The 14,737-nt window shown below is 58.9% G+C and carries 10 protein-coding genes and 1 tRNA gene; 7 read left to right on the top strand and 4 right to left on the bottom strand.

Annotated features, from left to right (window positions below):
• The first annotated feature begins 506 nt into the window (after nucleotides 1-506).
• Genes ACB031_RS01005 through ACB031_RS00995 form a run of 3 tightly spaced genes read left to right on the top strand, consistent with a single transcriptional unit; the run spans nucleotide 507 to nucleotide 5,252 of the window.
• Complete coding sequence (locus ACB031_RS01005; protein ID WP_371138837.1) at nucleotides 507-2,429, top strand: PrkA family serine protein kinase; 1,923 nt, start codon at nucleotides 507-509, stop codon at nucleotides 2,427-2,429.
• Nucleotides 2,430-2,452: 23 nt separating this feature from the next.
• Nucleotides 2,453-3,724, top strand: a complete 1,272-nt coding sequence (locus tag ACB031_RS01000; protein WP_010634123.1) for a YeaH/YhbH family protein — start codon at nucleotides 2,453-2,455, stop codon at nucleotides 3,722-3,724.
• Nucleotides 3,725-3,734: 10 nt separating this feature from the next.
• Nucleotides 3,735-5,252 carry a SpoVR family protein gene (locus tag ACB031_RS00995; protein WP_005300359.1) on the top strand — a complete coding sequence of 506 codons (1,518 nt, stop codon included), beginning with the start codon at nucleotides 3,735-3,737 and terminating at the stop codon, nucleotides 5,250-5,252.
• 64 nt (nucleotides 5,253-5,316) lie between these two features.
• On the opposite strand, the gene fadR is transcribed toward ACB031_RS00995, so the two are convergent.
• Nucleotides 5,317-6,030 (bottom strand): fatty acid metabolism transcriptional regulator FadR, encoded by a 714-nt coding sequence (fadR, locus tag ACB031_RS00990; protein ID WP_371138836.1) that lies wholly within the window; start codon nucleotides 6,028-6,030, stop codon nucleotides 5,317-5,319.
• Nucleotides 6,031-6,363: 333 nt separating this feature from the next.
• On the opposite strand from fadR, the gene nhaB reads away from it, so the two are divergent.
• Nucleotides 6,364-7,944, top strand: coding sequence for a Na(+)/H(+) antiporter NhaB (nhaB, locus tag ACB031_RS00985; protein ID WP_005300353.1), 1,581 nt, complete (start codon nucleotides 6,364-6,366; stop codon nucleotides 7,942-7,944).
• An 86-nt stretch (nucleotides 7,945-8,030) separates the two neighbouring features.
• Nucleotides 8,031-8,552 carry a disulfide bond formation protein DsbB gene (gene dsbB / locus ACB031_RS00980; RefSeq protein WP_005300350.1) on the top strand — a complete coding sequence of 174 codons (522 nt, stop codon included), beginning with the start codon at nucleotides 8,031-8,033 and terminating at the stop codon, nucleotides 8,550-8,552.
• A gap of 253 nt (nucleotides 8,553-8,805) precedes the next feature.
• Here the strand turns inward: dsbB and ACB031_RS00975 are convergent, their stop codons facing one another.
• The 3 genes from ACB031_RS00975 to uvrB all read right to left on the bottom strand — a co-directional run bounded on the left by ACB031_RS00975 (nucleotide 8,806) and on the right by uvrB (nucleotide 11,892).
• A complete protein-coding gene (locus ACB031_RS00975; RefSeq protein ID WP_005300347.1) occupies nucleotides 8,806-9,459 on the bottom strand; it encodes a DedA family protein in 654 nt (217 codons plus the stop codon).
• 166 nt (nucleotides 9,460-9,625) lie between these two features.
• The gene (locus ACB031_RS00970) at nucleotides 9,626-9,883 is read right to left on the bottom strand and encodes a YkvA family protein (RefSeq protein ID WP_017782664.1); all 258 of its coding nucleotides are present in this window, start codon (nucleotides 9,881-9,883) and stop codon (nucleotides 9,626-9,628) included.
• Nucleotides 9,880-11,892 (bottom strand): excinuclease ABC subunit UvrB, encoded by a 2,013-nt coding sequence (gene uvrB / locus ACB031_RS00965; protein ID WP_139397886.1) that lies wholly within the window; start codon nucleotides 11,890-11,892, stop codon nucleotides 9,880-9,882. The genes ACB031_RS00970 and uvrB overlap by 4 nt, the downstream gene beginning before the upstream one ends.
• A gap of 135 nt (nucleotides 11,893-12,027) precedes the next feature.
• On the opposite strand from uvrB, the gene ACB031_RS00960 reads away from it, so the two are divergent.
• Nucleotides 12,028-12,103: transfer RNA gene (locus tag ACB031_RS00960), tRNA-Asn, on the top strand.
• 774 nt (nucleotides 12,104-12,877) lie between these two features.
• Entirely contained in the window at nucleotides 12,878-14,563 is a 1,686-nt protein-coding gene (locus ACB031_RS00955; RefSeq protein ID WP_010634129.1) for an aspartate:alanine antiporter, read from the top strand.
• Nucleotides 14,564-14,737: the final 174 nt, after the last annotated feature.

The following is a 14,737-nucleotide window of genomic DNA, read 5'->3' as shown; positions in this document are numbered from 1 at the left end:
CCAACGGAAACGTGCTTAAACAGAGCTTTGTATCGGCAACCAGCCACTCTCTTGCTAAAGCGCTGACTGCCCGACACAGGGCCAATCTAGAGCAGTCGCAATGTAGCGTCAATGTAAAAATTAGAGCTAAAACACCAAACAATTAACTTTACGTGCACGTAAACGTAATGCCATTTCTGCTGCATGGCGCGCTCCCCCTTGCCCTGACTGCGCTTGCGGCAGCCGGCCAGGAACAATGCGGTGCAGTTTCCATTTTTTGACAAACATTTATTTTTTATGTCTTTGACATTTGCCTCACTATCATGGCAAAAATAATTTAACAGTCAGTAACATAGGTGTGTCACTGATTGCGCCTTCCCGCATCGGGTCGGGAAGTACCCTTGCAAATTTAAACCAATAGTTGGTGATGGATTACTGGGGGCTGTTGACTAGGCTTAATGAGGTAAACAGAACAAAAGTAGTGATCCACTCTTTTCAGGGTAAGCGACTATAACGAGGGCAAAGTTATGGGCATCTTCGAGCATTATCAACAGCGATATGAGAAAGCCAGGGAAGAGGAATACAGCATCCAGGAGTTCCTGGATATGTGTAAGCAGGACAAGTCCTGCTACGCCTCCGCCGCCGAACGTCTGCTGACCGCCATCGGTGAGCCTGAGATGGTCGACACCTCTGCCAATCCCAGACTCAGTCGTCTTTTTTCCAACCGCGTCGTGGCACGCTATCCCGCCTTCAAAGACTTCTACGGCATGGAAGAGGCCATCGAACAGATCGTCTCCTATCTCAAACACTCCGCCCAGGGGCTGGAAGAGAAGAAACAGATCCTCTATCTGCTGGGCCCGGTCGGCGGTGGTAAATCCTCGCTGGCAGAAAAACTCAAATCCCTGATGCAGAAGGTGCCTATCTATCGCATCAAGGGGTCACCGGTCAACGATCACCCCTTCTGCCTGTTCGACATTGAAGAAGATGGCGAGCTGCTGGAAAAAGAGTACGGCATCCCGCGCCGCTACCTGCGCCCTATCATGTCCCCCTGGGTCGCCAAGCGGCTGCACGAGTTTGGTGGCGACATCACCAAGTTCAAGGTGGAGAAGGTCAACCCCTCCATCCTCGACCAGATTGCCATTGCCAAGACAGAACCGGGCGATGACAACAACCAGGACATCTCCTCTCTGGTCGGCAAGGTGGACATCCGCATGCTGGAGCACTTCGCCCAGGATGACGCCGACGCTTACTCCTACTCGGGCGCGCTGTGCAAGGCGAACCAGGGGATCATGGAGTTCGTCGAGATGTTCAAGGCGCCCATCAAGGTGCTACACCCGCTGCTGACCGCCACCCAGGAGGGCAACTACAACGGTACCGAGGGGCTCTCCGCCCTCCCCTTCGACGGCATCCTGCTGGCTCACTCCAACGAATCCGAGTGGCAGCAGTTCCGCAACAACAAGAACAACGAGGCGTTCCTCGACCGGGTCTACATCGTCAAGGTGCCTTACTGCCTGCGGGTGTCGGAAGAGGTGAAGATCTACGAGAAGCTGTTGGTCAACAGTGAGCTGACCGATGCCAAGTGCGCCCCGGGAACCCTGGAGCTGCTGGGTCAGTTCTCCGTGCTGTCGCGCCTCAAGGAGCCGGAAAACTCCAGCATCTACTCCAAGATGCGGGTCTATGATGGCGAAAGTCTCAAAGACACCGATCCCAAGGCGAAGAGTTATCAGGAGTACCGCGATTACGCCGGTGTCGACGAGGGGATGAATGGCCTCTCCACCCGCTTTGCGTTCAAGATCCTCTCCCGCGTCTTCAACTTCGACCACGCGGAAGTGGCGGCCAACCCGGTACACCTCTTCTATGTGCTGGAGCAGCAGATCGAGCGCGAACAGTTCCCGCAGGAGCTGCACGACCGCTACCTTGAGTTCATCAAGGGCTATCTGACCTCGCGCTACGTGGAGTTCATCGGCAAGGAGATCCAGACCGCCTACCTCGAGTCCTACTCCGAGTACGGTCAGAACATCTTCGATCGCTATGTCACCTACGCCGATTTCTGGATCCAGGATCAGGAGTACCGTGACCCCGAGACCGGCCAGCTGTTTGACCGCGCATCCCTCAACAGCGAGCTGGAGAAAATTGAAAAACCCGCCGGGATCAGCAACCCGAAGGATTTCCGCAACGAAATCGTCAACTTCGTGCTGCGTGCCCGCGCCAACAATGCAGGCCGTAACCCCAACTGGACCAGTTACGAGAAGCTGCGCACCGTGATCGAGAAGAAGATGTTCTCCAACACGGAAGAGCTGCTGCCGGTTATCTCCTTCAACAGCAAAACCTCGGCCGAGGAGCAGAAGAAGCACGATAACTTTGTCGAACGGATGATGGAGAAAGGCTACACCCGCAAACAGGTGCGTCTGCTCTCCGAGTGGTATCTCAGGGTACGCAAGTCATCCTGACCCTGACTGTTCAAGGGGGAGTTATGGCGCATTTTATCGACCGCAGGCTCAACGGCAAAAACAAAAGCGCTGTCAATCGGCAGCGCTTCATTCGCCGCTACAAGAAGCAGATCAAACAAGCGGTCTCTGATGCTGTCTCCAAGCGCAGCATTCAGGACGTGGATACCGGCGAGAGCATCAGCATCCCGACCAAGGACATCGGCGAGCCCCATTTCCATCAGGGGCAAGGCGGTAAACGGGAGATGGTGCACCCCGGCAACGACCAATTCGTCTCCGGCGACAAGATTGACCGCCCCAAGGGAGGAGGTGGCGGTCAAGGATCTGGCGAAGGGCAGGCTTCCAACCAGGGAGAGGGGGCGGACGACTTCGTCTTCCAGATCTCCAAGGATGAGTATCTGGACCTGCTGTTTGAAGATCTGGAACTGCCGAGGCTGCAAAAAACCCAGCTCAATCAGCTGATGGAAGTCAAAACCTACCGGGCGGGTTACACCTCCAACGGGGTGCCCGCCAACATCAACGTGGTGCGTTCACTGCAAAACTCGCTGGCCCGCCGCATGGCGCTGCAGGCAGGCAAGAAACGCCAGCTGCACGAACTGGAGGATCGTCTCGCCCTGTTGGCCGCCGATCCCACCGAACACTTTGCGGAGATGGCCCAGCTCGAAAAAGAGATCCGTGAGCTGAAGAGACGGATCGATGCGGTGCCCTTTATCGACACCTTCGATCTCAAGTTCAACAACTTCGTCAAGCGGCCCGTGCCTTCCAGCCAGGCGGTGATGTTCTGCCTGATGGACGTGTCAGGCTCCATGGATCAGGCCACCAAGGAGATGGCCAAGCGTTTCTATATCCTGCTCTATCTGTTCCTGAGCCGGACCTACAAGAACGTCGAAGTGGTCTACATCCGTCACCACACCCAGGCCAAGGAAGTGGACGAGCACGAATTTTTCTACTCCCAGGAGACGGGCGGCACCATCGTCTCCAGTGCGCTCAAGATGATGAACGACATCATCAACGAACGTTACCCCGCCAACCAGTGGAACATCTACGCGGCACAAGCGTCAGATGGTGACAACTGGGCCGACGACTCGCCGCAGTGCCGGGAGATCCTGGTGCGGGACATCATGCCGCGGGTGCGGTACTACTCCTACATCGAGATCACCACCCGCGCTCACCAGACCCTGTGGCACGAGTATGAGTCGGTAGCCAGCCAGTTCCCCCACTTTGCGATGGAACATATTCGCAAGGTCGAGGATATCTATCCGGTATTCCGGGAGCTGTTCAAGAAGCAAGCGGCTTGAGGGAGGTCATATGGTAGAAACCGCAAGAAAAGTAGCGCCGCTGGACGATGGCCCGGACTGGAACTTCGACCTGCTGGATATTTACCATCAAGAAATAGCCCGGGTCGCCAAATTCTATCGACTGGACACCTACCCCAACCAGATAGAGGTGATCACGGCGGAGCAGATGATGGATGCCTACTCCAGCGTCGGCATGCCCATCGGTTATCAGCACTGGTCATTCGGCAAGCGCTTCATCCACACCGAGCGCAACTACAAGCGTGGCCAGATGGGGCTGGCCTACGAGATCGTCATCAACTCGGATCCCTGCATCGCCTATCTGATGGAGGAGAACACCATGCCGATGCAGGCCCTGGTGATGGCCCACGCCTGCTACGGCCACAACTCCTTCTTCAAGAACAACTACCTGTTCAAGGCCTGGACCGATGCCTCTTCCATCATCGACTATCTGCTGTTTGCCAAGAACTACATCACCGAATGTGAAGAGAAGCACGGCATCGACGCGGTGGAGAAACTGCTCGACTCCTGCCATGCACTGATGAACTTCGGGGTGGATCGTTACAAGCGGCCTCAGAAGATCTCCATGGCCGAAGAGAAACGACGACAGAAGGCACGGGAAGACTATCTGCAAACCCAGGTCAACGAGCTGTGGCGCACCCTGCCCAAACAGCACAAGGCCTCCGGGGTGGAAGACCGGCGCTATCCGGCCGAGCCACAGGAGAACATTCTCTATTTCATCGAGAAGAATGCCCCCCTGCTGGAGCCCTGGCAGCGCGAGATCGTACGTATCGTGCGCAAGATCAGCCAGTACTTCTACCCGCAGAAACAGACCCAGGTGATGAACGAAGGGTGGGCCACCTTCTGGCACTACACCATCCTCAATCACCTCTATGACGAGGGCAAGATAAGCGATCGCTTCATGATCGAGGTGCTGCACAGCCACACCAACGTGGTCTATCAGCCCCCCTACAACAGTCGCTACTACTCGGGGATCAACCCCTACGCCCTCGGCTTTGCCATGTTCACCGATCTGCGCCGCATCTGCGAGCACCCGACCGAGGAGGACAGATACTGGTTCCCCGACTACGCCGGCAGCAACTGGGTGGAGACGCTGCATTTCGCCATGCAGAACTTCAAGGACGAGAGCTTCATCAGCCAGTTCCTGAGTCCCAAGGTGATGCGCGACATGAAGCTGTTTGCCATCGATGACGACGACCTGAAGAACTACCTGAAGGTCTCGGCCATCCACAACGACGAAGGTTATCGTCAGGTGCGCAACACCCTGTCAGCCCAGTACAACCTGAGCAATCTGGAGCCCAACATCCAGGTCTACAACGTGGCGGTGAAGGGGGATCGCTCCCTCACCCTGCGCTATGTGCCACACAACCGGATCCCGCTGGGGGACTCCCGTCACGAGGTGCTCAAGCATCTGCACCAGCTGTGGGGTTTCGACGTGATACTTGAGCAGGACAATGGCGAACTGCCTCCCGACATCATAGGGCGCTGCCCGGAGAAGAAACCGGTCTGATCCCCTCACCTTGCAGCCATAAAAAACGCGCCAATCGGCGCGTTTTTCTTGCATCAGAACAGGCTCAGTTGTCGCACAGGTTGCTCGGCATATCCTGGCGCAGACGAGTCCACAGCTTGCCGGACTCGATGCCGTATTGACGCACCGTCATGAACACGGCCTCGTGATTCTGTGTCTCGGCCAGGTTAAGCAGGGTCTTGTAGTAGGCATCCGCGGTTTCTCGCGCCTGCTTGTCGGAGAAGTAGTAGCGGCCAACCCGGCTGTACAGCCCTTTGAAACCGTTCAGGATCAAGGCGTAGATGGGATTGCCGGAGGCGAACGACAGCTGATGGTGCAACCGGTAGTCGAAGTCCGCATAGGCTTCGGCTGTGTTCTCCACCTCGGCGGCGCCGCGCAGGATCTCGGCGGCCTGCTCCGGGTTGTTGCGGATCGCGCCACGAATGAAGATGGTGCAGATGTTGGTACGCGCCGACAGCAGCTGAGCCACCAGATCCGGCACCTTGTCCTGATCGAGACGAGCCAGGGTCTCCAGAATGTTGAGTCCCGAGGTCTCCCAGAAGTTGTTCACCTTGGTCGGTTTGCCATGCTGGATGGTGAGCCAGCCATCGCGGGCCAGACGCTGCAGCACTTCACGCAAGGTGGTTCGGGTCACGCCAATCAGCTCGGACAGCTCGCGCTCGGCCGGCAAGATGGATCCTGGAGGAAAGCGATTGTTCCAGATGGACTCGATGATGTATTCCTCGGCAAACCCTGCGGGGCTCTGCGCTTTTATGACCATGTAGTGACTCTGTTGTAGTACGTAAAAAAGGCTCACGAATAATAGCAAAGCAGGGAGGGCTGGCAAGCAGAAGGTCAGTCCTCTGCTCACATCGGTGGGTGATTTTGTTAAAAAAATGTATTTCAGCCAGCAATGGGTGCCAGCCAACCCCTGGATTGCCCATAAAACCACCATACTCATGGGCAAGCGCGACTATGTTATTTATAGTTAATGCTCTTTTTGATTAAAATCATGAGGAATCAATCTGATAAGGGACAACATCCGGATGTTCTGGTCGAGCCTGTCTTGACTGCATAGACGCAGATACCAACCACAAAACAGAGACCCATTATTATGCCAATCAGCTTAGGGCAAGCCTTTGCCAGGAACTTTCTGGGCAACGCCCCCCAGTGGTACAAGGCCGCTATTCTTCTATTCCTGCTGATCAACCCGATCGCCTTTTATCTCGATCCCTTCATGGCCGGCTGGCTGCTGGTCGTCGAGTTCATTTTCACCCTGGCCATGGCCCTCAAGTGCTATCCGCTGCAACCCGGCGGCCTGCTGGCCATTGAGGCAGTGCTGATCGGCATGACCTCGGCACAGCAGGTCAAACACGAACTGGTCGCCAATATCGAAGTGCTGCTGTTGCTGGTCTTCATGGTGGCCGGCATCTACTTCATGAAGCAGCTGTTGCTCTACGTGTTCACCAAGCTGCTGATCCGGATCCGCTCCAAAACGATGCTATCCCTGGCGTTTTGTCTGGTCTCCGCCTTCCTGTCTGCCTTCCTCGATGCCCTCACCGTGATTGCCGTGGTGATCAGCGTCGCCACCGGCTTCTACGCCATCTATCACAAGGTCTCCTCCGGCAAGGAGTTTGGCCACTCCCACGATTACACCGATGATGGCACCGTCAACGAGCTCAATCGTCAACACCTGGATGACTTTCGCGCCTTCCTGCGCAGCCTGATGATGCATGCCGCCATCGGTACTGCCCTCGGTGGCGTCTGCACCCTGGTGGGAGAGCCGCAGAACCTGATCATCGGTGAACAGGCCGGCTGGAACTTCGTCGAATTCGCCATTCGCATGTCTCCAGTCACGGTTCCGGTGTTTATCTGCGGTCTGCTGACCTGCGTCCTGGTCGAAAAGTGTCGCTGGTTTGGCTATGGCGCCAAATTACCGGACGCGGTACGCCGCATCATGGAGGATTACAACCGTTATGAAGAGGCCGAGCGCACCGCTCAGGACAAGGCCAAGCTGATCGTGCAGGCGGTGATCGCCCTCTGGCTCATTCTGGGGCTTGCTCTGCACCTGGCGGCAGTGGGCCTCATCGGTCTGTCCGTCATCGTGCTGGCCACCTCCCTCACCGGCATCACCGAAGAGCACTCCCTCGGCAAGGCATTCCAGGAGGCACTGCCCTTTACCGCCCTGCTGGCCGTCTTCTTCAGCGTGGTCGCCGTCATCATCGATCAGCAGCTGTTCAAGCCGGTGATCCAGTGGGTGCTGGCGGCCGAACCCGACGCCCAGCTCGCGCTCTTCTACCTGGCCAATGGCCTGCTCTCCATGGTCAGTGACAACGTCTTCGTCGGCACCGTCTACATCAACGAGGTGAAGACCGCCCTGCTCAACAATGCCATCAGCCGCGAGCAGTTTGAGCTGCTGGCGGTGGCCATCAACACCGGTACCAACCTGCCGTCGGTGGCCACCCCCAACGGCCAGGCCGCCTTCCTGTTCATGCTGACCTCGGCACTGGCGCCGCTGCTGCGCCTCTCCTACGGCCGGATGGTGTGGATGGCGCTGCCCTATACCCTGGTGCTGGGTCTGGTGGGTTTCTTCTCGGTGGAGTTTCTGCTCGGCCCGCTCACCGACTGGTACTATCAGGCCGGCTGGCTGACGCTCGACAACGCCGCACCTGCGGTACTGTCCGCACTCTACTGAGTGCCATGAGGGCCCGCCAGGGCCCTTTCTTTTTGGCCCCTGCTCTGCTCTAATTCAGCCACTGTTTTTTCTGTGAGATCAACCAGATGATAGAGTTTCTGCGACGTATAGCCGCCCATCGCCTGGCATGGGGCCTGCTTGCAGCCTCCGCCCTGTTCCTCGAGTTGAGCGCCCTCTTCTTCCAGCACGTGCTGGGTCTGCATCCCTGCGTCATGTGTATCTATGAGCGGCTTGCCACCCTCGGGGTCCTCATGGCGGCGCTGCTCGGCATGGTGGCTCCGCAGAAATGGTATGTGCGCTGGAGCGCCCTGCTGATGTGGGGCGCCAGTGCCTTCTGGGGCCTGAAACTGGCGCTCAAGCATGTGGATTATCAGGTAAACCCCTCTCCCTTCAATGTCTGCGAAGGGTTTGTCGACTTCCCGAGCTGGGCACCGCTGGATCAGTGGATCCCCTGGATGTTCTTCCCGGATGGCGACTGCAGCGAGGTCAGCTGGCAGTTCCTGAGCTTCTCCATGCCCCAGTGGCTGGTGGCCATCTTCGCCGCCTACCTGCTGGTGTTCGTGGTGGTGGCCATCGGCAACCTGGTCAAGGGGCGCTGCTGCAACTAGGTCGGATCAACATCATCCGTCGCGAAAAGGGAGCCAGTGGCTCCCTTTTTCATGAAGATAGTGGGTGGCACCTTGCCCCCTGATATCGTTCTTCAATGTCTCGCTCCCCTGCCAGCCATCCTGGTGACCGCTTGCTTGCTCGCCTATTAGCCTTTCCTCCAGGCTCATCAGTGAGAAATCAGCAATCAGAACCATGCTCAAACAAAAAAGGGAGCCTGCGGCTCCCTCTCATGACACGGCCAACAAGGCTGACTCAGGAAGCCACCTTGCCGGCGTTGAGCTTGGCTTTCACCATGCCGATCACCATGGGCAGCAGCGAGATGCCGATGATGCCGAAGATGAGCAGGGTAAAGTTCTGCCGCACCACCGGCAGGTTGCCGAAAAAGTGGCCGGCGTAGACAAAGGAGATCACCCACAAGAGCCCCCCCACCAGATTGAACGCCAGGAAGCGCGGATAGGTCATGGCCCCCATGCCCGCCACGAAGGGGGCGAAGGTGCGCACTATGGGCAGGAAGCGGGTGATGATGATGGTCTTGCCGCCGTGTCTGGCGTAGAAGGCGTGGGTCTTGTCCAGATAGTCCCGCCGGAAGATCTTGGAGTCCGGGTTGCGAAACAGCTGCTCGCCGAAGAAGTGGCCTATGGTGTAGTTCACCACGTTGCCGAGCACGGCGGCGATGATCAGCACGGCCGCCAGGGTGTGCACGTCCAGCACGCTGCCCACGGTGAGGGCACCGGCGGCAAACAGCAGGGAGTCACCCGGCAGGAAGGGGGTGACCACCAGTCCGGTCTCGCAGAAGATAATGAGAAACAGGATGGCGTAAACCCAGATACCGTAGTTTTCAAACAGCTCTTTCAGGTGCACGTCAACGTGCAGGATAAAGTCGATTGCAAAGAGGATCAGATCCATTTTTCCATACTCATGATGTGAACGGCGTGGAGTCTACGCCAATGCCAAGCAGGCCACAATCGCTGTGGAGTGCCTCCTGTACTCGCCGCTTGGCGTCGCTCGAATGAAACCGTTTATCCCGCCTCAGCCTTCCCCCGATATCGCAAACCTGTCGTGCCCTGACCGCTCAGGAGACGCTCTCCAGATCCTTGCGCACCGGCGCCGGCAGACAGCGCTCCCAGCCCCACAGGAGGAGCAACAGCAGGGTGGCATCATCGAGCCAGCCGACCAGCGGCACCAGGTCTGGCACCAGATCCACCGGGCTGATGCCGTAAAGCAGCACCAGGATCACCAACCCCCTGGCCCACCAGGGGGTGGCTGGATGGCGAAAGCCCTGATAGAGGCGACGCAGGCGCCGCCAGATGAGCCAGCGTCTGGCGCTCATGACTCGATCAGCTCGCCGCGCAGCCGCTGGATCTGATCCCGCAGCGCCGCCGCCTGCTCGAACTCCAGATCTCGCGCATGCTGGAACATCTGCTCCTCCATTCGTTTGATCTCCTTGGCGATCTCGCTGGCGGAGCGGGCGTGGTACTCCCCTTGCGGCTCAGCGGCCTTGCGACTCCCCTTGCCGGCCTTGCCCGCGGTGCGGCTGCCCCCCATGTCCATCACATCGCCGATGGCCTTGTTGAGCCCCTTCGGCGTGATGCCGTGCTCCAGGTTGTGGGCGTGCTGCAGGGCGCGGCGCCGCTCGGTCTCTTCAATGGCGACCTTCATGGAGTTGGTGATGGTATCCCCGTAGAGGATCACCTTGCCGTTGAGGTTGCGCGCCGCCCGGCCTATGGTCTGGATCAGCGAACGGGTGGAGCGCAGGAAGCCCTCTTTATCTGCATCCAGGATGGCCACTAGGGAGACCTCCGGCATGTCGAGCCCTTCGCGCAGCAGGTTGATGCCCACCAGCACGTCAAACTTGCCCAGACGCAGGTCGCGGATGATCTCCACCCGCTCCACGGTGTCGATGTCCGAGTGCAGATAGCGCACCCGTACCTCGTGATCCGCCAGGTATTCGGTCAAGTCCTCCGCCATCCGCTTGGTGAGCGTCGTGACCAGCACCCGCTCCTCCACCGCTACCCGCTTGCGGATTTCGGAGAGCAGATCGTCCACCTGGGTGCTGACCGGCCGCACTTCCACCTCGGGGTCAAGCAGACCGGTGGGGCGCACCACCTGCTGCACCACGTCGCCGCCGGATTTGTCCAGCTCGTAAGGGCCCGGGGTCGCCGAGACGAACACCGTCTGCGGCATCAGCGCCTCGAACTCGTCGAACTTGAGCGGCCGGTTGTCCAGCGCCGACGGCAGGCGGAAGCCGTACTCCACCAGGGTCTCCTTGCGGGATCTGTCCCCTTTGAACATGGCGCCGATCTGCGGCACGGTAACGTGGGATTCGTCGATGATGAGCAGACCGTCCCCCGGCAGATAGTCGAACAGAGTGGGCGGCGGTTCCCCCGGCGCGCGGCCGGAGAGGTAGCGGCTGTAGTTCTCGATGCCGGAGCAGTAGCCCAGCTCCTGCATCATCTCCATGTCGAACTGGGTGCGCTGGCTGATGCGCTGCTCCTCCACCAGCTTGTTGAGGGACAACAGCTGCTCGCGTCGCCCCTTGAGCTCCTCCTTGATGTGCTCGATGGCCCCCAGGATGGTCTCGCGCGGGGTGGCGTAGTGGGTCTTGGGGTAGATGGTGTAGCGCACCACCGTCTGCTCGATGGCGCCGGTCAGCGGATCGAACAGGGAGAGGCGCTCCACCTCCTCGTCAAACAGCTCCACCCGCAGGGCCAGCTTGTCCGACTCGGCGGGGTAGATGTCCATCACCTCCCCCCGCACCCGGAAGGTGCCGCGCTGGAAGGCCATGTCGTTGCGGGTGTACTGCAGCTCGGCGAGGCGGCGCAATATGTCCCGCTGGTTGATCACATCCCCCACTTTGAGGTGCAGCATCATGCTGAGGTAGGCCTGCGGATCCCCCAGGCCGTAGATGGCCGACACCGAGGCGACGATCACCACGTCGCGCCGCTCCAGCAGCGCCTTGGTGGCCGACAGCCGCATCTGCTCGATGTGATCGTTGATGGAGGCATCCTTCTCGATGAAGGTATCGGTGGTCGGCACATAGGCCTCGGGCTGGTAGTAGTCGTAATAAGAGACGAAATACTCCACCGCGTTGTCGGGGAAGAACTCCTTCATCTCCCCATAGAGCTGGGCCGCCAGGGTCTTGTTGGGAGCCAGGATCATGGTGGGACGATTGAGGGTCGCGATGACGTTGGCCATGGTGAAGGTCTTGCCCGAGCCGGTCACCCCGAGCAGGGTTTGATGGGCGAGGCCAGACTCGATGCCGTCGAGCAGCTGGGCGATGGCCCTCGGCTGATCCCCGGCGGGTTGAAACTGGCTGGCCAGCTTGAATAACTTGCTCATGACGACTCCCGGCAAAAATACGCAAGAGCAGAAGTGTACTCCGAGATGGGGTGGCCTGGGTATCCACTCTGGCAGCAGAAGCAGCTATTGACCTCGAAATGCGACCTCTGTATGATGCTCCTCCTTGCCTGATGTTCCCCCGTAGTTCAGTCGGTAGAACGGCGGACTGTTAATCCGTATGTCACTGGTTCAAGTCCAGTCGGGGGAGCCAACTCCTCACCATCTCGGTGCAAGTTATCCACTTTAGTGCTTTCCTCTACCAATTTTAATGCACAAGCCGCACCCTGCGGTGACCTCTCCCTTTTTCTCCCCCATCCGCCTCGACAGCGTTTTGTTCTGCTGCGCGTAACTATTTGATTTTTATAGAAACAATCTTTATCCGGTATTTTTTGAACAGCCATTGCAGCCCAGTATTGGCGCGGGCTACAGCCTGATCACCAAGTTTCATGAACAGGGTTATCCACAGTTTCTGTGGGTAAGTAGGCCAAAGCCAATGACGGCCTAGGCTGGCAGGCCATTGCCGGCAAGGCCGGCACGTTTGACTCGCCAACCTCATTTTCTGCTGTTTTTGCCGCGCCCCCCGAATGGGTCGCCAATGCCCCCATCAGATGCTTTTTACAGATATCTTTTCGCCATCCCGCCACAGATGGGTCACCCTGCACGGGCGGGTCGCGACCAACCGCCAGACTCATCCCATCCCCATCAGTCAAAAATGCTGCCAGAGAGCCAAATCAGCCGACCAAACAGCAGAGCGTAAAATTTCAAGCGGCCCCCAAAGACGAGGATCACAGATAGCAGGAATCACTAATTGACAGCGGGGCTGGCAGAGGGAAATAGAGGTCATTGCCGCAGGTGCCCCCCAGTTACCCTCATGACCCCGAGGGCGATGGCGGGTTAGTACCGATTAATGCGCCTTTGACGCTTCTTTATTGGTGAGGGATCCGGCACAATGTCGGCCCCACTTTTTTCCTCGGTTTTTCCGGGCATGACCATAGATTTCGTGACACTGCTACATCAAAGCGACTCCCTGCTGCTGTTCGTGGTACTGGCCTTCGGCCTGCTGCTCGGCAAAGTCAGGGTCGGCAACTTCCAGATAGGCAACACCATAGGCGTGTTGTTCACCGCCCTGCTGTTTGGCCAGATGGGCTTCGAATTCAGCACCACCACGGAGAACGTCGGCTTCATGCTGTTCATCTTCTGCGTGGGGATCGAAGCGGGGCCGCACTTCTTCAGCGTCTTCCTGCGCGACGGCATCCACTACATCACCCTGACCCTGGTGATCCTGCTGACCGCCCTCTTCCTTACCGTGGGACTGGCCAAGTTCTTCAACCTGGGGCCGGGCATGGCCGCCGGCATCCTGGCCGGTTCGCTCACCTCGACCCCGGCGCTGGTGGGGGCCCAGGATGCCCTGCGCAGCGGCCTGCTCAACCTCCCCCATCAGACCGACATGCAGTCGGTGCTCGACAACATGGGCATCGGCTATGCCCTGACCTATCTGGTAGGGCTGGTGGGCCTGATGATGGTGGTGCGCTACCTCCCCTCGCTGGCGCGGCTCGACCTCAACACCGAGGCGCAGAAGATCGCCCGCGAGCGCGGTCTCTCCGACAACGAGAGCCGCAAGACCTACCTGCCCATCATCCGCGCCTACCGGGTCGGCCCCGAGCTAGCGGCCTGGATCGGCGGTCGCACCCTGCGCGAGACCGGCATCTATCCTCACACCGGCTGCTACGTGGAGCGGATCCGCCGCAACGGCATCCTGGCGAGTCCGGATGGTGACGCCGTCATCCAGGAAGGGGACGAGATCGCCCTGGTGGGCTACCCCGAGAGTCACGAGAAGCTCGACGTCAACTACCGCAACGGCAAGGAGGTGTTCGACCGCAACCTGCTTGACCTGCAGATCGTCACCGAAGAGATAGTGGTGAAAAACGACGCTGTGGTGGGTCGCCACCTGGTGGAGCTCAACCTCACCGAGAAGGGCTGCTTCCTCAACCGGGTGGTGCGCTCCCAGATCGAGATGCCGTTCGATCGCAACATCATGCTGCAAAAGGGCGACGTGCTGCAGATCAGCGGCGAGAAGCAGCGGGTCAAGCTGCTGGCCAACAAGATCGGCTTCATCAGCATTCACAGCCAGACCACGGATCTGGTGGCCTTCACCACCTTCTTCGTGCTGGGCCTGCTGATTGGCTCCGTCTCCCTAGTGTTCGGCCAGCTGGAGTTTGGCCTCGGCAACGCCGTCGGCCTGCTGCTGGCGGGGATCCTGATGGGCTACCTGCGCGCCAACCACCCCACAGTGGGTTATGTGCCGCCGGGCGCCCTGCGACTGGCCAAGGATCTCGGCCTTGCCGTCTTCATGGTGAGCACCGGCCTCAAAGCCGGTGGCGGCATCCTCGATCACCTGAGCGAAGTGGGGATGGTGGTGCTCTTCTCCGGCATGCTGGTGACCACCTTGCCGGTGCTGGTGGGCTACCTGTTCGGCGTCTGGGTGCTGAAGATGAACCCGGCCCTGCTCCTCGGCGCCATCACCGGGGCACGTACCTGCGCCCCGGCAATGGACGTGGTGAACGAGGCGGCCAACAGCTCCATCCCGGCGCTCGGCTATGCCGGCACCTATGCGGTGGCCAACGTCATGCTGACCCTGGCAGGCTCCTTCATCATCGGCTTCTGGTTCTAACGCCGACCAAGTGTCGTCAAAGGGGAGCCACCGAGGCTCCCCTTTTTATTCTCTGCTCTGTTCACCACTTCCCCCGCTCGCCGGCCCCTTCATCGGATAGGGCCTATGGTGCTATCCACCCCCCACCGAGCAAACCCAATGAGCTAAAGCGCCCGCCCCATGCCGCTTACACTC

The organism is Aeromonas sp. S8(2024), from assembly GCF_041403085.1.
Taxonomy (GTDB): domain Bacteria; phylum Pseudomonadota; class Gammaproteobacteria; order Enterobacterales; family Aeromonadaceae; genus Aeromonas; species Aeromonas dhakensis.
This window is presented reverse-complemented; position numbering and strand designations above follow the sequence as displayed.

Excerpts from the sequence above, each read along its gene's own strand:
- ACB031_RS01005 (WP_371138837.1), top strand. The coding sequence starts at position 507 with ATGGGCATCTTCGAGCATTATCAACAGCGATATGAGAAAGCCAGGGAA.
- ACB031_RS01000 (WP_010634123.1), top strand. The coding sequence starts at position 2,453 with ATGGCGCATTTTATCGACCGCAGGCTCAACGGCAAAAACAAAAGCGCT.
- ACB031_RS00995 (WP_005300359.1), top strand. The coding sequence starts at position 3,735 with ATGGTAGAAACCGCAAGAAAAGTAGCGCCGCTGGACGATGGCCCGGAC.
- fadR (WP_371138836.1), bottom strand. The coding sequence starts at position 6,030 with ATGGTCATAAAAGCGCAGAGCCCCGCAGGGTTTGCCGAGGAATACATC.
- nhaB (WP_005300353.1), top strand. The coding sequence starts at position 6,364 with ATGCCAATCAGCTTAGGGCAAGCCTTTGCCAGGAACTTTCTGGGCAAC.
- dsbB (WP_005300350.1), top strand. The coding sequence starts at position 8,031 with ATGATAGAGTTTCTGCGACGTATAGCCGCCCATCGCCTGGCATGGGGC.
- ACB031_RS00975 (WP_005300347.1), bottom strand. The coding sequence starts at position 9,459 with ATGGATCTGATCCTCTTTGCAATCGACTTTATCCTGCACGTTGACGTG.
- ACB031_RS00970 (WP_017782664.1), bottom strand. The coding sequence starts at position 9,883 with ATGAGCGCCAGACGCTGGCTCATCTGGCGGCGCCTGCGTCGCCTCTAT.
- uvrB (WP_139397886.1), bottom strand. The coding sequence starts at position 11,892 with ATGAGCAAGTTATTCAAGCTGGCCAGCCAGTTTCAACCCGCCGGGGAT.
- ACB031_RS00955 (WP_010634129.1), top strand. The coding sequence starts at position 12,878 with ATGACCATAGATTTCGTGACACTGCTACATCAAAGCGACTCCCTGCTG.